This is a genomic window from Thermus sp. KWY1, from assembly GCF_057547025.1.
The window spans coordinates 248,524-265,893 of record NZ_BAAJPG010000023.1 but is presented as its reverse complement, the minus strand read 5'-3'; the positions used below and the strand labels follow the sequence as shown (position 1 = coordinate 265,893).

Genomic DNA, 17,370 nt, shown 5'->3' with positions numbered 1-17,370 from the left:
GTCAAGTTGAGGTTTCCATATCTAAAACCCCAGGCCCGAAGGATGGCGGGAACCCAGGAAAGGAGCGCCGATGAAGGCGAAGAGCAAAAGGGCATAGGCCAGCAGGAGCAGGGCCATGCGCGGGTAGCCCTGAAGCCGCTCCTCGAGGAGGAAGTAAAGGGTGAGGCCCAGCCAGCCCAGGAGCACGGAGATCTCCTTGGGATCCAGGGCCAAAGGGCTACCGAAATACCCCCAGGCCCAGGCCATGCCGCTGGTCAGGCCCAAGGTGGTGGCCAGGTACCCCACCCGAAGGTAGCCCTGCTCCAGCCGCCTCAGGCTCCAAAGGGGGGCGGAAAGCAGGGCTTTTTCCGGCACCGACCTTAGGCGCAGGTCCTGCATGGCGCACATCACCCCTGCCCCCACCCCCACCGCCAGGGCCAGGTAGGCCACCAGGAAGGCCCCGGCGTGCACCAGGGTAAGGAGGAGGGGCAGGCTTCCCCCCGGATGGGGCAGGGCCTTGAGGGCAAAGAGGCCAAGGAGCATGGCCAGGAGAACCAGGTAGCGGCGGAGAGGGGTAAGCCTCGGCCGAAGCAAGAGGCTCTCCCCCCGCAAGGCCAAAAGCCCCCCCAGGACCAAGGCGGGCTGGGCCGGACCTGAGAAAAACCCCTTGGCGAAGGCATCGGCCAAGGCGGCCCCCAGGTACAGAAAGGCCCCGAGGAAAAGCCCTCGAGGCCAGAACAACCCCACCGCCAGGAGGAGAACCCCCACCAGGGCCAGCAGGGAAACCGCGGTCATAGCCGTGGGGGACGGAAGGCCAGAAGCGGGCACTCCCCAGGGCAGGGAGGACCCTGGAGGAACTCCTGGGTCCGGGCCTTTACGGCCAGAATCCAGGGGTGGGCCCTACGCCCCGCCTCCTTGTGCCAGGTAAGGGGATCGGCCTCCGGGTACTCCCGCACCACCTCCTTATAGGCCAGGCCCTTCAGGGCCCGTATGGCCTCCCGCACCCGGTGGCCCGCATACCACTCCAGGTAGTCCCCAATGGCTCCCTCTATGAGGACCTCCACCTTGGGCACCTCGCCCTGGCGGGCCTTTAGGTTCTTCTCCACCACCCGCTTTAGGTCGTCCAGGTTGTACAGGTAGGCCTGGGGCAGGCGGCCCACCCGGGGGTCGATGTTCCGGGGCAGGGCGATGTCGATGAGGAAAAGGGGCTTGGACCGCCTCGGCAGGTCCTCCGGGCGCACCAGGTAATGGGGGCTGGCGGCGGAAGCCACCACCAGGTCCGCCTGGCGCAGGACCTGGGGAAGGGCCTCGAGGCCATAGGCCTCCCCTGCAAACCGCTCCGCCAGGGCCCTGGCCCTCTCCACCGTGCGGTTCACCACCAAAACCCGGTCCACTCCCTGGGCCTTCAGGTGGGTAAGAAAGAGCTCCGCCATTTCCCCCGCCCCCAAAACCGCCACGGCAAGGCCCGTGAGGTCCCCGTACACCGCCAGGGCCAGGTCCAAGGCCGCGTAGGCCACGCTCACCGCTCCCGCCCCGATGCCGGTTTCGCTCCGAGCCCGCTTGCCGAGGGCGATGGCGGACTGGAAGGCCTTCTCCAATAGGCTTTCCGTGGCCCCATATTTCCGGGCCAGGAAGAGGGCCTCCCGCACCTGCCCCAGGATCTGCGCCTCCCCCATCACCAAGGAGTCCAGGCCCGCCGCCACCCGAAAGAGGTGCCGCAGGGCCTCTATTCCCTCCTTCTGGTAGAGGTGGTGGGCCTCCACCCCCCGCGCAAGGAGGAGGGCTTTGGCCTCCTTAGGGCTTCCCACCCCGTAGATTTCCGTGCGGTTGCAGGTGGAAAGCACCACCGCCCTGCCCAGGGTGCGCAGAGCCGCCGGCAGGGCCACCGCTGGGTCCAGGGCCGCCCGCTCCCGCACCTCCACGGGGGCGGTCTTGTGGGAAAGGCCCACCAGGTAAAGGGGCAGGGCCATAGTCTTTCGACAGTATACGCCACCCGGGTAGGGACAAGAATCCCCCTTCTTAGGGATTAACCCTTAACCGAAGCCCTATGAGAGCGCCCGAAGTATGGCCTGGAAAAGCCCTTCCAGGCCCGGCTCCGCCGCCTCCCACACGGCAAAGCCCAGCCGCCTGGCCTCTTCCCCCGTGCTGGGGCCGATGCAGGCCGCCTTGGGCCTCCTAGGGGTCTTTAAGGCGTAGGCCCTGGCGGCGCTTGGGCTGAAGAAGGCCACCACCTGGGCCCTTTCCAAAAGAGCCAGCTCCTCTGGGGAAAGCTCCCTCTCCCGGGTAGCGTACACCTCCACTCGCTCCACCGCCACCCCCCGGGCCCCGAGGCCTTCCTCCAAATCCTTCCCCGCCAGATCCCCCGCCACAAAGAGCACCCTTTGGGCTGGGGGAAAGGCCGCCGCCAGGTCCTTGGCCGTGGCCCGGGGAGGGACGAAAGCAGGGGATAGGCCCCCCTGGCGCAGCACCTCCCCCGTCCCTTCCCCCACCGCCGCCACCTTGAGAAGGGGCCTTCCCGCCTTTTCCCAGGCCCAAAGAAGCCTCTTAGCCCCCTCTTTGGAGGTGACCGCCACCCAGTCCGCCTGGAGAAGTCTTCCGGGAAGGACCTCGAGGCCCGGCAGGTCCACCTGCTCCAAAAGGGCCACCTCCGCCACCTCAATCCCCAAGGCGCGGAGCCGGTCCAATAGCCCCTTATCCTTCCCGCGGGTCAGCAGGACCACGGCCTTTAAGGACCTTGTGAAAGAGCTTCATGGCGGCCAGGGCCCGGGGGAAGCCCAGGAAAATGGCGGACTGCAGGATGGTTTCCCGCACCTCCTCCTCGGTGGCGCCTACCCGTAAAGCCCCCTCCAGATGGGTGGCCAGCTCCTTAGGGCTACCCAGGGCGATCAGGGCGGTGATGGCCAGGAGTTCCCGGGTTTTGAGGTCCAGCCCCGGCCGGGCCAGGACCTCCTCGTAGGCGAAGTCCCGGATGTAGCGGAAAAGATCCTCGTCCACCTCCTTCAGACTTGCCTCAATGGCCCCTTGCTTCTCCCCCCAGATGGCCTGCCGCACGCTCATGGCAGGTAGTCTAACACCCCCTCCAGCCGGTGGAGGGCCTGGGGGTTCTCCCCCAGGGGGTCAAAGAGGAGGGGTTTAACCCCAGCCCCCTGAGCCCCGACCCAATCGGCCTCCGAATCCCCCACGTGCACCGCCTCCTCGGGAGCCACGCCCAGGGCCTCGAGGGCCTCCTGGAAAAGCCTGGGGTCGGGTTTGGCCACCCCGGAAAGGGCGCTCACCGAAAGGTGCTGGAAGTAGGGCCTTAAGCCCACCACCTCCAGGATCTCCGGCAGGGTGGCATCCCAGTTGGACACCACCGCCAGGGCATAGCCCCGCTCCTTCAGGGCCTGTAAGGTGGCCTCGGCTCCGGGAACCACGGGCCAGAACCGGGGGTTCCTCCAGTTTTCCACCAGCTCCCGGCTCAGGGCCTCGGCGTGCTCCTCGAGGCCCATCCCCGTAAAGAGCCTCCGGTGGAACTCCCGCCAAAGCCCCAAGGCGGTTTCCAGATCCCGGGCCTCTAGATGATGGTCCTCATAGAAGCGAAAAGCCGCCAAGGCCGCCGTCCTGGGATCCCTCCTGGGCTTAAGGCCCCGTTCCTCCAAAAAAGGCAGGAGCCAAAACCGGGGGCTTGCCAGGATCAGGGTGTTGCCCACGTCAAAGAGCACCGCCCGGGTCATGAACCCAGTGTATACCCTGGCTTCTCTAACGGGTGTCTAACCTCCACCTGCTATGGTTTTTATAGCAAAAGGAGGTGGTAAGGCATGCGATGGCTTGTATGGACCCTGGTATTGCTGGTTCCCAGCCTGGCCCAGAGCTTTGAGGTGGTTTCCGGGGAAGCCCGCTACCGGGTGCGGGAACAGCTGGTCCAGATCGGCATCACGGACGCCGTGGGCACCACCCAGGCGGTAAAGGGGCAGGTGGCCCTCCAGGGCACCAGGGCCACGGGGGAGTTCGTGGTGGACCTGAGGGAACTCCGAAGCGACCAGCAACGGCGGGATAACTACCTCAGGCAAAACACCTTGCAAACGGACCGCTTCCCCACCGCCACCTTCCGGCCCAAGGAGGTGAAGGGCCTTCCCAGCCCCCTGCCCCAAAGGGGCAAGTTCCCCGTGCAGGTGGTGGGGGACCTCACCATCCGGGACGTGACCCAGGAGGTGGTGTGGGAGGGGGAGGCGGAGTTTTCGGGGGAAGAGGTGAAGGTTCGGCTTAAGACCGAGTTTCCCTTCGAACGGTTCCAGCTGACCCAGCCCCGGGTGCCCATCCTCCTCAGCGTGGAAAACCGCATCCGGCTGGAGGTGGACCTCAGCTTGAGGCGAAAATGAAACGGCGCACCCTGTTAGGGCTTCTCCTCTCTCTTCCCCTGGCGCGGGCCCAGTGCCCGCCCACCCCGGCCCTCACGGAAGGGCCCTACTACCTTAGGGAGGTACCCCGGCGGAGGGACCTGAGGGAAGGGCTTCCCGGAATCCCCCTTCGGCTTACCCTCCGGGTGCAGGACCGCACCTGCCAGCCCCTTGGGGGCGTGCGGGTGGACCTCTGGCACACGGATGCCCTGGGGCGCTACTCGGGGGTGAACGCCCCCGGGGTCTTCTGCCGGGGCTGGCAGCCCACGGACCACCAGGGCCAGGTGGAGTTTCTCACCCTCTTTCCCGGCTGGTACCCAAGCCGCACCCCCCACCTGCACCTCCGGGTGGAGGCGGGAGGCAGAAGCTTCGCCACCCAGCTTTTCTTCCCCGAGGAAGTCCAGCGCCAGGTCTACGCCCAACCCCCCTACGCGGAAAGGGGGATGCCCCGGATCGGCAACCGCCAGGACATGATCTTCCGGGCCGACCTCCTCCTGGCCCTGAAGCCCGAAGGGGAGGGTTATGGGGGAAGTTTCGTCCTTACCCTGCCCTTTTAGTACCCTTAAAGCATGGTCCCCCGTTACCAGACCCCGGAGATGGCCGAGCTATGGTCGGAGGAAAACCGCTACCGCATGTGGGCGTTGGTGGAGGCCTATGCCCTCGAGGCCTGGGAGGCCCTGGGCCAGGTGCCCAAAGGGCTTTCCCAAAGGCTTCTTGTGCACCTAAAGGAGCATCCCCTGGACGCCCGCTTCGCCCAGAGGGTAGCGGAGCTGGAGGAGGTCACCCGCCACGACCTGGTGGCCTTCACCCGGGCCCTGGTGGAGTGGACCGGGGACGAGGAGGTGGGGCGCTACCTGCACCTGGGCCTCACCAGCTCGGACATCGTGGATACCGCGCAAAACGCCCTTTTGGTGAGGGCCTTGGACCTGATCCTCGAGGAGCTATCCGGGGTCCAGGAGGAGCTCAAGCGCCTGGCCCTCCGCTACAAGCACACCCCGGCCATCGCCCGCACCCACGGGGTCCACGCCGAGCCCACCAGCTTCGGCCTCCGCTTCCTGAGCTTTTACGCCGCCTTTCAGCGGGACAGGGAACGGCTTGAGCGCGCCCAGAAGACCATCGGGGTGGCCATGCTCTCGGGCTCGGTGGGGAACTACGCCCACATCCCCCCGGAGGTGGAGGCCCACGTGGCCCGGCGGCTTGGCCTTAGTCCAGAACCCCTCTCCACCCAGGTGGTGCCCCGGGACCGGCACGCGGAGGTGCTGGCCGCCCTGGCCATCCTGGGGGGGAACCTGGAGCGGGTGGCGGTGGAGCTTCGCCACCTCCAGCGCACAGAGGTGCTGGAAGCCCAGGAGCCTTTCCGGGAAGGCCAGACGGGAAGCTCCAGCATGCCCCACAAGAAAAACCCCGTGGGTTTGGAAAACCTCACCGGGATGGCCAGGCTCCTTCGGGGATACCTGGGCCCCTCCCTGGAAAACATCGCCCTGTGGCACGAAAGGGACATCTCCCATTCCTCCGTGGAACGGGTCATCCTCCCCGACGCCACCACCGCCAGCCACTACGCCCTTAGGCGGTTAAAGGGCATCCTGGGGGGCCTGGTGGTCTTTGAGGCAAACCTCAAGCGGAACCTGGACCTCACCCGGGGCCTGGTCTACTCCCAGCAGGTGCTGAACGCCCTCATCGCTCAGGGCCTTCCCCGGGACAGGGCCTACGCCATCGTGCAACGCAACGCTCTAAGAAGCTGGGAGGAGGGCCTTAGCTTCGCCCAGCTTTTGGAAGAGGACCCGGAAAACCCCCTCAAGGGGGAAAGGCTTAGGGCCCTTTTTGACCCTGCGCCCTTCCTAAAGCACGTGGACGCCATCTACGCCCGCTTTGGGCTTTGAGGGGAAAACCGTTACCACAAAGGGGCCAGCTGGAGGGCGAAGCCCGGGAGTTCCGGTTCCAGGGAAAGGGTGTCCACACCCTCAAAGCGCTCCGGCTCCTTTCCCGGCCTGTACACCTCCACGGTCCGGGTATAAGGGTCCACCAGCACCCCCAGGCGCGCTCCCTCCTTAAGGTAAAGGGTCATCTTGGCCCTGAGCTCCTCTATCCCTTGCGAGGAGGAGCGCACCTCAAAGACCACGTCCGGGACCAAAGGAGGAAACCCTTCCTTCTCCTCCTCCGACAAAGCCTCCCACCGCTTTTTTCCCACCCAAGAAGCATCCGGGGACAGGATGGCCCCGCCCGGCAGCTTGAACCCCGTGGAGGCGTCAAAGACCACCCCCAGACCCCTTTCCTCGTTCCAGCGGGCCAGCTGATACGCCAGCTGGAGGCTCCGCCGACCACTTTGCCCTCCTGTGGGACTCACCCAAAGCCTCCCCTCCGGCGACCGCTCAAACTGGTAGCCGGGATTGCGCTCCGAAAGCAGCCAAAGCTCCCTTTCCCCGATGGGGCGCAGAAGGTCCAGGGATAGGGCCATACCTTCCTCATTGTGGCACCCTCCGGGCTTAAAATGAAGGCTGGAGGGGACCAAGGTCCCGAAGCGGAGGCACATGGAAAAGCTTTACGAGGGCAAGGCGAAAATCCTTTACCCGGAAGGGCCCGACACCCTCAGGGTTTACTTTAAGGACGAGGCTACGGCCTTCAACGCGCAGAAGCGGGGCCTCATCCCCGGGAAGGGAGTGGTCAACAACAAGGTCTCGGCAACCCTCTTCCGCTACCTGGAAGCCCACGGCGTGAGAACCCACTTCCTCGAGGAGCTCTCCGACCGGGAGATGCGGGTCCTACGGGTGGAGATCCTCCCCCTGGAGGTCATCCTCCGCTTCAAAGCAGCGGGGAGCTTCGCCAAGCGCTACGGGGTGAAGGAGGGCACCCCCCTAAGGGGTCCCTTGGTGGAGTACTCCCTTAAAAGCGACCCTCTGGGCGACCCCTTGATCTGCCCCGAGGCCATTTTGGCCCTGGGCCTGGCCACGGAGGAGGAGCTTTCCCAGGTGAAGGCCACCACCCTGAAGGTAGGGGAGCTATTGCGGAACTTCTTCGCCCAAAGGGGGCTGGACCTCGTGGACTTCAAGCTGGAGTTCGGCAAAAGGAACGGGGAGATCCTTCTCGCCGACGAGATCTCCCCCGACACCATGCGCCTTTGGGACCAAAAGACGGGAGAGCCCATGGACAAGGACCGCTTCCGCAAGGATCTGGGAGGTGTGGAGGAAGCCTACCAGGAGGTCCTCCGGCGGGTTCTAAGGGGGTAGCCATGCCCAAGTACCAGGCCACCCTGCTCATTGAGCTCAAAGAGGGCATCCTGGACCCCCAGGGCCGGGCGGTGGAAGGAGTTTTGAAGGATCTGGGCCACCCCGTGGATTCGGTGCGGGTGGGGAAGGTCCTCGAGGTGGTCTTCCCCGCGGAAACCCTCCTGGAGGCGGAGGAGAAAGCCAGGGCCATGGGGAAGCTTTTGGCCAACCCGGTGATGGAGGTCTTCACCCTGGAGGCCTTAAAGGAACTCCCATGAAGTGGGCCATCATCCGCTTCCCTGGCTCCAACTGCGACGAGGACGCCCGCTTCGCCTTGGAGAAGGCGGGCTTAAAGGCGGAGTACGTCTGGCACACGGAAACAAGCCTGAAGGGCTTTGACGGGGCCTTCTTGCCAGGAGGCTTCAGCTATGGAGATTACCTGAGGGCCGGGGCCCTGGCGGCCAAAAGCCCGGTGATGGAGGAGGTAAGGCGCTTCGCCCGTGAAGGGCGGCCCGTGATCGGGGTGTGCAACGGCTTCCAGGTGCTCACCGAGGCCGGGATCCTTCCCGGGGCCCTTCTCGCCAACCTGAACCTGCACTTCACCTGCAAGGAAGTGGGGGTAAGGGTGGAGCGCAACAACCTCCCCTTCACCCGCCTCTACCAGAAGGGGCAGGTCCTTAGCCTGCCCATCGCCCACGCCGAGGGCCGCTACTATGCGGACGCCGAGACCCTGGCCCGGCTGGAGGGAGAAGGCCTGGTGGTCTTCCGCTACGCCCCCTTAAAGGGGGAAGCGGACTACAACCCCAACGGGAGCCTCCACGACATCGCCGGCATCACCAACGAGAAGGGCAATGTCCTCGGCATGATGCCCCACCCCGAGCGGGCGGTGGATGAGGTTTTGGGCGGCACGGATGGGCTCCCCTTGTTCCTGGGGCTCTTAGAGGAGGTAACGGGATGAAACCCAAGGCCATCACCTTTGACTTCTGGGGCACCCTCTTCACGGAGGGAAAGGCGTTTTTGGAAAAGGTCATGCCCGCCCGGTACGAGATCCTCCTGGATGCCCTATCCGAGGCCGGGCACCCGGCGGAGGAGCACGAGGTGCGGGAAGCCTACCGCCAGGCGGCCATCGCCTTTGAGGAGGCCTGGAAGGCCGGGGAACACATGTCCGTATACGACCGGGTGGCCCGCATCTTCGCCCTTCTCGGGGCTCCCCATGACCCCGGGCTCATCGCCCTCACCGCCAGGAAGCTGGAGGAAAGCTCCCTTCTGGTGGACCTCGAGGCCCTCCCTGGAGTGGGGGCGTTGAAGGAGCTGGCCAAGAAATACCCCCTGGCCTTGGTTTCCGACACCGGCCTCACCCCGGGCCGTCTTATCCGGGAACACCTGAAGCGGCAGGGGCTGGATGTCTTCCAAGCCTACAGCTTCTCCGACGAAACCGGCTACGTGAAGCCCAAGCCCGAGGCCTTCCGGGTGGCCCTCGAGGCCCTGGGCGTGGCCCCGGAGGAAGCCCTGCACGTGGGCGACCTGCCCCAGACGGACATCAAGGGAGCCTTCGCCACCGGCTACCCCTGGGCGGTGCAGTACGTGGGCCTGAGGGAGGTGAACGGGGAGATCAAGGCCACGGCCAAGATCAAGGACCACCGGGAGCTTCTTCCCCTTCTCCAGTGATGGAAACCCTAGCCCAAGAAATCGGCATCCCGGAAGAGGAGTACCGGGAGATCAGCAAGAGGCTTGGCCGGGAGCCCAACCGGGTGGAGCTTTTCCTCTTCAAGGTGATGTGGAGCGAGCACTGCGCCTACAAGAACTCCCGGCCCCTTCTGAAGCAGCTTCCCAAGGAGGGGGAGGCCGTCCTGCAGGGCCCGGGGGAGAACGCCGGCGTGGTGCGCATCGGCGAGGGCTGGGCGGTAGCCTTCAAGATCGAAAGCCACAACCACCCCTCGGCGGTGGAGCCCTTCCAGGGTGCCGCCACCGGGGTGGGGGGGATCATCCGGGACATCATGAGCATGGGGGCCCGGCCCATCGCCCTGCTGGATTCCTTGCGCTTTGGCCCCCTGGGGGACGCCCGAAGCCGCTACCTCCTCAAGGGGGTGGTCTCCGGCATCGCCCACTACGGCAACGCCATCGGGGTCCCCACGGTGGGCGGGGACCTCTACTTCCACGAGGGCTACCGGGAAAACCCCCTGGTGAACGCCATGTGCCTGGGGCTTCTTAGGGAGGAGCACTTAAGGCGTAGCCAGGCCTCCTTAGGCCGGCCCATCTACTACGCCGGGGCCAAGACGGGAAGGGATGGGATTGGGGGTGCCGCCTTCGCCAGCCGGGAGCTTTCCGAGGACAAGGAGGAGGACCGGCCGGCAGTCCAGGTGGGGGACCCCTTTTTGGGAAAGCTCCTCATGGAGGCCACCCTCGAGGCCATCGAAAAGGACCTGGTGGAAGGCGTCCAGGACATGGGGGCGGCAGGGCTCACCAGTAGCCTCTCGGAGCTGGCCCATAAGTCGGGCCTCGGGGTGGAGCTGGATCTAGACCGCGTCCCCACCCGGGAAAGGGACATGAGCCCCATAGAGCTTCTCCTCTCCGAAAGCCAGGAGCGCATGGTCCTGGTGCCCAAGGAGGGCAAGGAGAAGGAGCTGGAAAAGGTCTTCCAGCGGTGGGGCCTGGACTGCGTGCCCGTGGCCAGAACCATCCCCGAACGGGTCTTCCGCGTCCTCTTCCGGGGCGAGGTGGTGGCCGAGGTCCCCACGGAGGCCCTGGCGGAAGCCCCCACCTACGTGCGCATCGGAAGGGAGGACCCCGAGATCCGAAGGCTCCGGGAGATGCCCCTTCCCCCGCTTGCCGCCAACCCCCAGGAGGTTCTTCTCCAGCTCCTCGCCTCCCCCAACCTGGCAAGCCGGGAACCCGTCTACGAACGCTACGACCACCAGGTGGGAACCCGGACCGCCCTGGTGCCGGGCAAGGGGGATGCGGCGGTGCTCTGGGTGAAGGGAACCCACTTGGGCATTGCGGCCAAGGTGGACCAAAACCCCAGGTATAGCCGCCTCCATCCCCGGCTTGGAGCCATGCACGCCTTGGCGGAGGCCTGCCGCAACGTAAGCGTGGTGGGGGCAAAACCTCTGGCCTACACCGACGGCCTCAACCTGGGAAGCCCGGAAACCCCGGAAGGCTACTTTGAGCTCCAGGAAACCATCGCCGGCCTTAGGGAGGCCAGCGAGGCCCTGGGGGTGCCGGTGGTTTCCGGAAATGTATCCCTTTACAACGAAAGCGGGGGCTGGCGCATCCCCCCCACGGCCATGGTGGGGGTAGTGGGGGTCTTGGACATAAGAAGGCGGGCAGAGATGGGCTTCCGCCGCCCGGGAGAGGTGATCCTCCTTTTGGGAGAGGAGAAGGGGGAGCTTGGGGGAAGCGAGGTCCTCCACCTCCTTACGGGCCTCGAGACGGGCCATCCACCCAAGCTGGATCTGGAGCGGGAGAAGCGGGTACAGGAGGCCATCCGGGAGCTCATCGGCTTGGGCCTCACCCGCACCGCCCACGACCTGGCGGAAGGAGGGCTTTTGGTGGCCCTGGCGGAGATGACCTTCCCCTACGGCCTGGGGGCCACGGTGGAGGTGCGCACCCGGGGCCTCGAGCAGCCGTCAGGCCAGCTTGCCACCCTCTTCGGCGAGGCGCCGAGCCGGATCCTCTTCACCGTGGCCAAGGAGGACCTCAAGGAGGTCACCTTCCGGCTGGAGGAAAGGGGCCTTCCCTACCGCGTCCTGGGCGAAACCGGGGGGAATACCCTCACGGTCCTCACCCCGGATGGGGTGCTAGAGTGGGAGGTACAGGAGCTCCTCGCCGCCTGGAAGCGGCCCCTGAGGGAGGTGCTGGATGGACAAGCCTAGGGAAGAGTGCGGGGTCTTGGGGCTTTGGAGCGAAGAACCCCTGGACGCGGCGGGGCTACTCCATCTGGGCCTTCTCGCCCTCCAGCACCGGGGGCAGGAGGCGGCGGGGATTGCCGTATCGGATGGGAAGGAATTCCTGGTAGAGAAGGATCTCGGCCTGGTGAACCAGGTTTTTACGGAGGAGCGCCTGGCCCGCCTGCGCCTGGGGGAAGCCCGGCTGGGCCTGGCCCACACCCGCTACTCCACCACGGGCTCCAACCTGCGCTTCAACGCCCAGCCCCTCACCGCCCGCACCGCCCACGGGGTTCTGGCCATCGCCCATAACGGCAACTTCACCAACGCCAAGCCCCTTCGCGACCGGCTTCTAAGGGAAGGGGCCACCTTCCAAAGCACCTCGGACACCGAGGTGATGCTCCTCCTCCTCGCCCGCTTGGGCCACCTCTCCCTCCCCGAGGCGGCCGCCGAGGCTATGAAGGCCCTGGAAGGAGGGTATTCCATCCTCCTCATGGACCGCAGAACCGTGGTGGCCCTCCGGGATCCCCACGGGGTGCGGCCCCTGGCCATCGGCAGGCTTCCTAAAGGCTACGCCTTTGCCTCCGAGCCCCCGGCCCTCGAGCTCATGGGGGCCCGCTACCTCCGGGATGTGCGCCCGGGAGAGGTGGTCTGGGTGGAGGAAGGCGAGCTTAAAAGCCTCCAGGCCCTTCCCCCAAACCCCGCCCCCTGCGCCTTTGAGTGGATCTACTTCGCCAGGCCCGATAGCCTCCTGGACGGGGTGGAGGCCTACGAGGCCCGGGTGCGCATGGGCATGGAGCTCTTCCGGGAAGCCCCGGCCGAAGCGGACATGGTGGTGCCGGTGCCCGACTCCGGCATCGGGGCGGCGGTGGGCTACGCCAAGGCTAGCGGCCTTCCCCTGGAGTACGGCCTTTACAAGAACCCCTATGCGGGCCGCACCTTCATCCAGCCCACCCAGGCGCTGAGGGACCTGAAGACCCGCTTGAAGCTCTCCCCCACCTCGGCGGTGCGGGGCAAGCGGGTGGTGCTCATCGACGACTCCATCGTGCGGGGCACCACCAGCCGCCACATCGTGGCCATGCTGAAGGAAGCAGGGGCCCGGGAAGTCCACTTCCGGGTTTCCAGCCCCCCCATCCGCTTCCCCTGCTACTACGGCATCGACACCGCCGCCCGTAAGGAGCTCATCGCCGCCGAGAAGAGCGTGGAGGAGATCCGGGCCTTCATCGGGGCGGATACCCTGGCCTTCCTCTCGGAGGAAGGGGTCAGGCGGGCCATCGGGGGGCCCGTGTGCCTGGCCTGCTTCAACGGGCGCTACCCGGCCGGGGTGCCCGTGGAAGGGGAAAAACTGGCCTTGGAAATCCTCTAGGCCCTATTCCTAATCCCCACCCTAGCCAAGCCTGGAGGGTACTAGCCCCTCGAGGCCAGCCCCCGCTTCAGGAAAAACCCCGCCCCAAGGCCCAGGAGAAACCCCACCAGCAGGAAGATAAAGGCGAAAGCCCCGGTGGAAGCCAGGTGCCAGCCGAAGAACCAGTAGCTGCACACCGCATACCGCTCCACCTGCACCCGGACCAGCTCCGGCAGGTCGCGGCTGGAGGTGAAGTTGATGAGAATAATGGCCACAAGCAGGATAGCCAGGGTCAGGGCAAGCCCCCACTTCAAAATCGGGAAAACACTTCCTTTCATGTCCCAAGCTTACCAAAGGAAAGACCCTTTCCGGGGTACTTCCGCCTCCTCCTAAGGCCCCGGTTCCCGGTAAAGGTAACCTGGTAGCGCCCCGGTGCAGGGCCTATAATCGGCCTATGGTCAGGACCAGCTTACGGGACGAGGCCCTTTTTCAGCTCATCGCCCTGGAGGAAAAGCGCCAGCGGGAAGGCCTGGAGCTCATCGCCAGCGAGAACTTCGTCTCCGCCCAGGTGCGGGAGGCGGTGGGAAGCGTCCTCACCAACAAGTACGCGGAGGGCTACCCGGGTGCCCGCTACTACGGGGGATGCGAGATCATCGACCAGGTGGAAAGCCTGGCCATCGAGCGGGCCAAGGAGCTCTTCGGGGCCGCCTGGGCCAACGTCCAGCCCCACTCCGGCTCCCAGGCCAACATGGCGGTGTACATGGCCCTCATGGAACCGGGGGATACCCTCATGGGCATGGACCTGGCCGCGGGAGGCCACCTCACCCACGGCTCCAAGGTGAACTTCTCCGGGAAGCTCTACAAGGTGGTTTCCTACGGGGTCCGGCCCGACACCGAGCTCATCGACCTGGAGGAGGTGCGACGCCTGGCCCTCGAGCACCGGCCCAAAGTGATCATGGCGGGCGCCAGCGCCTACCCCCGCTTCTGGGACTTCAAGGCCTTCCGGGAGATCGCCGAGGAGGTGGGGGCCTACCTGGTGGTGGACATGGCCCACTTCGCCGGCCTGGTGGCGGCGGGGCTCCACCCCAACCCCCTCCCCCACGCCCACGTGGTCACCAGCACCACCCACAAGACCCTAAGGGGCCCGAGGGGTGGGCTCATCCTCTCCAACGACCCGGACCTGGGCAAGAAGATCGACAAGATCATCTTCCCGGGCATCCAGGGCGGGCCCCTGGAGCACGTGATCGCCGGCAAGGCGGTGGCCTTCTTTGAGGCCCTGCAGCCCGAGTTCAAGGAGTATAGCCGGCTGGTGGTGGAAAACGCCAAGCGCCTTGGCGAGGAGCTGGCCAAAAGGGGCTACCGCCTGGTCACGGGGGGAACCGACAACCACCTCTTCCTCCTGGACCTCCGCCCCAAGGGCCTGACCGGCAAGGAGGCGGAGGAGAAGCTGGATGCCGTGGGCATCACCGTGAACAAGAACGCCATCCCCTTTGACCCCAAGCCCCCCAGGGTCACCTCTGGGATCCGCATCGGCACCCCGGCCATCACCACCCGGGGCTTCACCCCGGAGGAGATGCCCCTGGTGGCGGAACTCATCGACCGGGCCCTCATGGAGGGGCCCTCGGAGGCCCTGCGGGAGGAGGTTAGGCGGCTCGCCCTCGCCCACCCCATGCCCTAGGGAAGCCTTAGAATGGAAGAAGATGCTCAAGCGCCTCGAGGTGCGTAACCTCGCCGTCATCCGCGAGGCTACCCTGGAGCTCGGGCCTGGGCTCAACGTCCTCACCGGGGAAACCGGGGCGGGGAAAAGCCTCCTGGTGGACGCTTTAGCCCTCCTCCTGGGGGCCAGGTCCGAGGGGCTTTTGGGGCCTTTTGGCGACAGCCTCCTGGTGACCGCCTTCTTCCAAGGTGAGGGCGAAGAGCACATCCTCTCCCGCCGCGTTGGGGGCCGCTCCACCCCCCGGATCGATGGGGAGGTGGTGAGCCTCAAAGAACTCCAAGAGGAGGCGGAAAGGTGGCTTTCCCTCCACGCCCAGCACACGGCCATCGCCCTCCTCTCCCCCAAAAGGCAACGGGAGCTTCTGGATGCCCTGCTGCCCCCGGGCCTCCTCCAGGAGTACGGGGAGGCCTACAGGAAGCATCAGGCCCTCCTTGCGGAAAAGCGCACCCTGGAGGAAGCCCTGAGGGCCAAGACCGAGCGGGAGGACCTCTTGCGCTTCCAGCTCAAGGAGATCCTGGAGGCAAGCCCCAGGCCTGGCGAGGACCAGGAGCTGGAGGCCGAGGCGCAAAAGCTTCGCCATCTGGAAGCCCTGAGGGAGCGCTCGGGAAAGGCCTACGCCCTCCTGGCGGAAGGAGGTGCCCTGGATCTTCTTCAGGCAGCCCTGCGGGAGCTAAGGGCGGGAAGCCGCTTTGACCCGGCCCTCGAGGCCCTGGCTAAGGACCTGGAGGCGACTTTGGAGGGAGGCCGGGCCGTGGCCCGGGAGCTGGAGGACTACCTGGAAAGCCTGGAAGGAGATCCCAGCCGCCTGGCCCAGCTGGAGGAGCGCCTTTCCCTTCTGGAAAGGCTTAAGCGCAAGTACGGCCCCACCCTGGAGGAGGTCCTGCGCTACCGGGAAAGGGCAGAGGAGGAGCTGAAGGCCCTGGAGGGAGGGGAAGAGCGGCTTTTGAAGCTGGAAAGGGCTTTAAGGGTGGCCTCGGAGGCCCTCTATAAAGCGGGGGAGCGCCTTTCCGAAGCCCGCCTCGAGGCGGCAAGGAAGCTGGAAAAGGAAATGGAGACGGAGCTTTCCGCCCTGGGTTTCCCGAAAGCCCGCTTCCAGGTGGAGCTCAAGCCCCTTCCCGAACCCGGACCCCAGGGCCTGGAGGAGGTCCTCTTCCGCTTCTCCGCCAACCCCCACCTTCCCCCCGCTCCCCTTTCCGCAGCCAGCGGCGGGGAGCTCTCCCGCATCGCCCTGGCTTTAGCCCTCCTCACCGGGGCCGAGGCCCCCACTGTGGTCTTCGACGAGGTGGACACCGGGGTGGGCGGGGAAACCGCCTGGAAGGTGGCGGAAAGGCTCGCCCAGCTGGGCCAGGCCCGGCAGGTCCTGGTGGTCACCCACCTGCCCCAGATCGCCGCCCGCGCAAAGAGGCACCTCAGGGTGGTGAAGGAGGGGGAAGAGGTGCGCATCGAGGTGCTGGAAGGGGAGAAGCGCATACGGGAGCTCGCCCGCCTCCTCTCCGGCCAGTACACCGAGGCCGCCTTGGCCCACGCCCGCCTCCTTCTGGAAGGAAACGGCCACCTTGCACAGGATTGGGTGGAGGCCCAGGAATGAATCCCCTCGAGGCTCCCTACCCCGTCTATCTTGTCCGGGAAACGGAGGTGGTGCGCAACTCCCTGGCCGAAGGCCTCCCCCTCCCCCAGGGGGACACCCTGGAGGTGGGGACGAAGACCTACCAGGTGGTGCGCCTGCCCGCCCCGGAGGGCACCTACCTGCTTCTCCTCGAGGTCAGCCATCTGGCCGTGCGGGCCAAGGCCTACCAAAGCCTCCTTCGGGTGCTGAAGGGGCTCATGCAGCACGAGGAGCCGGAAGGCCTTCTCAAGGACTTGATCCGCGAAGCCGTGGCGGTGGTGCCAGGAGCCGAAGCGGGCAGCATCCTCCTAAGGGAAGGAGCCTTCTTTTACCTGGTGGCCCAGGAAGGTTTCAGCGAGCGCCTGCTCATGGCCCGCACCTCCTTGGAGGAGGAGCTCTTCTGGTACGGCCTGGGAGTGGACAACTGGCAAAAGGGCCGGCCCCGGGTCCTCAAAGGGGAGGAGGTGCGGCACCTTTCCAGCCTGAGCACCGTGGAGGCCAGGCCCCTCTTCTTCGAGCACGGCCGCCTTCTGGAAATCCAGGCCACCTTGGGCCTGCCCATCGTCCTGGAGGGGGAGGTGCTGGCCACCATGAACCTGGATAGCTTCTCGGACCCCGAGGCCTTCGGCCCCCTTTCCCTGGAGCTGGCCCAGGCCTTCGCCTTGGAAGCCGCCCTCCTCCTCAAGGCCCTTAAGGAGCGCCAGGCCCTGCAGGAGGCCGCCCGCACCGATCCCCTCACCGGCTTGGGCAACCGCCGGGCCCTGGAGGAGGCCTTTCCCCTGCTCCTGCAGGAAGCCCGGACCCTGGGGGAGCCTTTGTCCCTGATCTACTGGGACCTCAACGGCCTTAAGGCCTTGAACGACCGGGAGGGCCATGCAGTGGGCGACCAGGCCCTGAAGAGCCTGGCCCAGGCCCTAAGAAACCTCTCCCGCCGCCGCGACGTGGCCTTCCGCATCGGCGGGGATGAGTTCGTGAGCCTCCACCTGGGCCTGAAGGCGGAGGAGATCCCCACCCTCATCGCCCGGCTTCAGGAGAACCTGCCCTACCAGGTGGCCGCAGGGGGGCTTCTGGTGGAGGGGGAGGACCTGGAGGCCCTCCTCAAGGAGGCCGACAAACGCATGTACCGGGCCAAGAGGGCTAGAAAAGGGCTTTAACCCCATCCGCCACGTACTGCACCGCCAAGGCCGCCAGGAGGATCCCCAAGACCCGGGTGACCACGTTCACCCCCGTGCGGCCCAGGGCCCGGCGCACCTGGGCCGA

20 protein-coding genes are annotated in these 17,370 nt (G+C 66.1%); 12 read left to right on the top strand and 8 right to left on the bottom strand.

The annotated features are described in order from the left end of the window. Positions 1-21 precede the first annotated feature (21 nt). The 5 genes from ccsA to AC27GT_RS08060 all read right to left on the bottom strand — a co-directional run bounded on the left by ccsA (position 22) and on the right by AC27GT_RS08060 (position 3,692). Positions 22-774, bottom strand: coding sequence for a cytochrome c biogenesis protein CcsA (gene ccsA, locus AC27GT_RS08080; RefSeq protein ID WP_015718036.1), 753 nt, complete (start codon positions 772-774; stop codon positions 22-24). Then, entirely contained in the window at positions 771-1,949 is a 1,179-nt protein-coding gene (gene hemA, locus AC27GT_RS08075; protein ID WP_038031247.1) for a glutamyl-tRNA reductase, read from the bottom strand. The genes ccsA and hemA overlap by 4 nt, the downstream gene beginning before the upstream one ends. Before the next feature lie 75 nt (positions 1,950-2,024). Then, the gene (locus AC27GT_RS08070) at positions 2,025-2,699 is read right to left on the bottom strand and encodes a uroporphyrinogen-III synthase (RefSeq protein ID WP_487223910.1); all 675 of its coding nucleotides are present in this window, start codon (positions 2,697-2,699) and stop codon (positions 2,025-2,027) included. Then, complete coding sequence (locus AC27GT_RS08065; protein ID WP_487223909.1) at positions 2,671-3,036, bottom strand: carboxymuconolactone decarboxylase family protein; 366 nt, start codon at positions 3,034-3,036, stop codon at positions 2,671-2,673. Before AC27GT_RS08065 ends, AC27GT_RS08070 begins: the two co-directional genes overlap by 29 nt. Further along, entirely contained in the window at positions 3,033-3,692 is a 660-nt protein-coding gene (locus tag AC27GT_RS08060) for an HAD family hydrolase (protein ID WP_487223908.1), read from the bottom strand. Before AC27GT_RS08060 ends, AC27GT_RS08065 begins: the two co-directional genes overlap by 4 nt. A gap of 84 nt (positions 3,693-3,776) precedes the next feature. Here AC27GT_RS08060 and AC27GT_RS08055 point away from each other — a divergent pair, with 84 nt between their 5' ends. From AC27GT_RS08055 to purB, 3 genes are read left to right on the top strand one after another with little or no spacing between them, the layout of a single operon-like run. Continuing rightward, complete coding sequence (locus AC27GT_RS08055; RefSeq protein WP_487223907.1) at positions 3,777-4,337, top strand: YceI family protein; 561 nt, start codon at positions 3,777-3,779, stop codon at positions 4,335-4,337. Continuing rightward, a complete protein-coding gene (locus AC27GT_RS08050) occupies positions 4,334-4,912 on the top strand; it encodes an intradiol ring-cleavage dioxygenase (RefSeq protein ID WP_038031255.1) in 579 nt (192 codons plus the stop codon). Before AC27GT_RS08055 ends, AC27GT_RS08050 begins: the two co-directional genes overlap by 4 nt. A 12-nt stretch (positions 4,913-4,924) precedes the next feature. Next, positions 4,925-6,235, top strand: a complete 1,311-nt coding sequence (gene purB, locus AC27GT_RS08045; protein ID WP_487223906.1) for an adenylosuccinate lyase — start codon at positions 4,925-4,927, stop codon at positions 6,233-6,235. 11 nt (positions 6,236-6,246) lie between these two features. Here the strand turns inward: purB and AC27GT_RS08040 are convergent, their stop codons facing one another. Further along, positions 6,247-6,810 (bottom strand): Uma2 family endonuclease, encoded by a 564-nt coding sequence (locus AC27GT_RS08040; protein ID WP_026329014.1) that lies wholly within the window; start codon positions 6,808-6,810, stop codon positions 6,247-6,249. 73 nt (positions 6,811-6,883) lie between these two features. Here AC27GT_RS08040 and purC point away from each other — a divergent pair, with 73 nt between their 5' ends. The 6 genes from purC to purF are packed head-to-tail and all read left to right on the top strand — an operon-like array spanning position 6,884 to position 12,808. Then, a complete protein-coding gene (gene purC, locus AC27GT_RS08035) occupies positions 6,884-7,579 on the top strand; it encodes a phosphoribosylaminoimidazolesuccinocarboxamide synthase (RefSeq protein WP_487223905.1) in 696 nt (231 codons plus the stop codon). Positions 7,580-7,581: 2 nt separating this feature from the next. Beyond that, positions 7,582-7,836, top strand: a complete 255-nt coding sequence (gene purS, locus AC27GT_RS08030) for a phosphoribosylformylglycinamidine synthase subunit PurS (RefSeq protein WP_015718047.1) — start codon at positions 7,582-7,584, stop codon at positions 7,834-7,836. Next, the gene (gene purQ / locus AC27GT_RS08025) at positions 7,833-8,516 is read left to right on the top strand and encodes a phosphoribosylformylglycinamidine synthase subunit PurQ (RefSeq protein WP_487223904.1); all 684 of its coding nucleotides are present in this window, start codon (positions 7,833-7,835) and stop codon (positions 8,514-8,516) included. The genes purS and purQ overlap by 4 nt, the downstream gene beginning before the upstream one ends. Further along, positions 8,513-9,226 carry an HAD family hydrolase gene (locus AC27GT_RS08020; protein WP_487223903.1) on the top strand — a complete coding sequence of 238 codons (714 nt, stop codon included), beginning with the start codon at positions 8,513-8,515 and terminating at the stop codon, positions 9,224-9,226. The genes purQ and AC27GT_RS08020 overlap by 4 nt, the downstream gene beginning before the upstream one ends. Then, complete coding sequence (gene purL / locus AC27GT_RS08015; RefSeq protein WP_487223902.1) at positions 9,226-11,430, top strand: phosphoribosylformylglycinamidine synthase subunit PurL; 2,205 nt, start codon at positions 9,226-9,228, stop codon at positions 11,428-11,430. The genes AC27GT_RS08020 and purL overlap by 1 nt, the downstream gene beginning before the upstream one ends. After that, positions 11,417-12,808: an amidophosphoribosyltransferase gene (purF, locus tag AC27GT_RS08010; RefSeq protein WP_015718051.1), complete on the top strand. Its 1,392-nt coding sequence runs from the start codon at positions 11,417-11,419 to the stop codon at positions 12,806-12,808. The genes purL and purF overlap by 14 nt, the downstream gene beginning before the upstream one ends. 41 nt (positions 12,809-12,849) lie before the next feature. Here purF and AC27GT_RS08005 read toward each other — a convergent pair whose 3' ends face one another. Then, on the bottom strand, positions 12,850-13,125 hold the full coding sequence (locus AC27GT_RS08005; RefSeq protein WP_038030014.1) for a hypothetical protein: 276 nt from the start codon (positions 13,123-13,125) through the stop codon (positions 12,850-12,852). A 116-nt stretch (positions 13,126-13,241) separates the two neighbouring features. On the opposite strand from AC27GT_RS08005, the gene glyA reads away from it, so the two are divergent. Genes glyA through AC27GT_RS07990 form a run of 3 tightly spaced genes read left to right on the top strand, consistent with a single transcriptional unit; the run spans position 13,242 to position 17,264 of the window. Continuing rightward, the gene (gene glyA / locus AC27GT_RS08000; RefSeq protein WP_015718053.1) at positions 13,242-14,465 is read left to right on the top strand and encodes a serine hydroxymethyltransferase; all 1,224 of its coding nucleotides are present in this window, start codon (positions 13,242-13,244) and stop codon (positions 14,463-14,465) included. 22 nt (positions 14,466-14,487) lie between these two features. Further along, a complete protein-coding gene (locus AC27GT_RS07995) occupies positions 14,488-16,092 on the top strand; it encodes a DNA repair protein RecN (RefSeq protein ID WP_038030017.1) in 1,605 nt (534 codons plus the stop codon). Further along, positions 16,089-17,264 carry a GGDEF domain-containing protein gene (locus tag AC27GT_RS07990; RefSeq protein ID WP_038030020.1) on the top strand — a complete coding sequence of 392 codons (1,176 nt, stop codon included), beginning with the start codon at positions 16,089-16,091 and terminating at the stop codon, positions 17,262-17,264. The genes AC27GT_RS07995 and AC27GT_RS07990 overlap by 4 nt, the downstream gene beginning before the upstream one ends. Here AC27GT_RS07990 and AC27GT_RS07985 read toward each other — a convergent pair. Next, positions 17,248-17,370 (bottom strand): MarC family protein (locus AC27GT_RS07985; RefSeq protein WP_487223942.1); only part of this gene is annotated, 123 nt, incomplete at its 5' end. The two genes, AC27GT_RS07990 and AC27GT_RS07985, sit on opposite strands and share 17 nt — an antisense overlap.

What these genes read in the sequence shown, in the direction of transcription:
- purQ (WP_487223904.1), top strand. Translation starts at nt 7,833, where the DNA reads ATGAAGTGGGCCATCATCCGCTTCCCTGGCTCCAACTGCGACGAGGAC.
- AC27GT_RS08040 (WP_026329014.1), bottom strand. Translation starts at nt 6,810, where the DNA reads ATGGCCCTATCCCTGGACCTTCTGCGCCCCATCGGGGAAAGGGAGCTT.
- AC27GT_RS07990 (WP_038030020.1), top strand. Translation starts at nt 16,089, where the DNA reads ATGAATCCCCTCGAGGCTCCCTACCCCGTCTATCTTGTCCGGGAAACG.
- AC27GT_RS08065 (WP_487223909.1), bottom strand. Translation starts at nt 3,036, where the DNA reads ATGAGCGTGCGGCAGGCCATCTGGGGGGAGAAGCAAGGGGCCATTGAG.
- hemA (WP_038031247.1), bottom strand. Translation starts at nt 1,949, where the DNA reads ATGGCCCTGCCCCTTTACCTGGTGGGCCTTTCCCACAAGACCGCCCCC.
- purS (WP_015718047.1), top strand. Translation starts at nt 7,582, where the DNA reads ATGCCCAAGTACCAGGCCACCCTGCTCATTGAGCTCAAAGAGGGCATC.
- AC27GT_RS08060 (WP_487223908.1), bottom strand. Translation starts at nt 3,692, where the DNA reads ATGACCCGGGCGGTGCTCTTTGACGTGGGCAACACCCTGATCCTGGCA.
- purL (WP_487223902.1), top strand. Translation starts at nt 9,226, where the DNA reads ATGGAAACCCTAGCCCAAGAAATCGGCATCCCGGAAGAGGAGTACCGG.
- purB (WP_487223906.1), top strand. Translation starts at nt 4,925, where the DNA reads ATGGTCCCCCGTTACCAGACCCCGGAGATGGCCGAGCTATGGTCGGAG.
- purC (WP_487223905.1), top strand. Translation starts at nt 6,884, where the DNA reads ATGGAAAAGCTTTACGAGGGCAAGGCGAAAATCCTTTACCCGGAAGGG.
- AC27GT_RS08050 (WP_038031255.1), top strand. Translation starts at nt 4,334, where the DNA reads ATGAAACGGCGCACCCTGTTAGGGCTTCTCCTCTCTCTTCCCCTGGCG.
- AC27GT_RS08020 (WP_487223903.1), top strand. Translation starts at nt 8,513, where the DNA reads ATGAAACCCAAGGCCATCACCTTTGACTTCTGGGGCACCCTCTTCACG.
- glyA (WP_015718053.1), top strand. Translation starts at nt 13,242, where the DNA reads ATGGTCAGGACCAGCTTACGGGACGAGGCCCTTTTTCAGCTCATCGCC.
- AC27GT_RS08055 (WP_487223907.1), top strand. Translation starts at nt 3,777, where the DNA reads ATGCGATGGCTTGTATGGACCCTGGTATTGCTGGTTCCCAGCCTGGCC.
- AC27GT_RS08005 (WP_038030014.1), bottom strand. Translation starts at nt 13,125, where the DNA reads ATGAAAGGAAGTGTTTTCCCGATTTTGAAGTGGGGGCTTGCCCTGACC.
- purF (WP_015718051.1), top strand. Translation starts at nt 11,417, where the DNA reads ATGGACAAGCCTAGGGAAGAGTGCGGGGTCTTGGGGCTTTGGAGCGAA.
- ccsA (WP_015718036.1), bottom strand. Translation starts at nt 774, where the DNA reads ATGACCGCGGTTTCCCTGCTGGCCCTGGTGGGGGTTCTCCTCCTGGCG.
- AC27GT_RS07995 (WP_038030017.1), top strand. Translation starts at nt 14,488, where the DNA reads ATGCTCAAGCGCCTCGAGGTGCGTAACCTCGCCGTCATCCGCGAGGCT.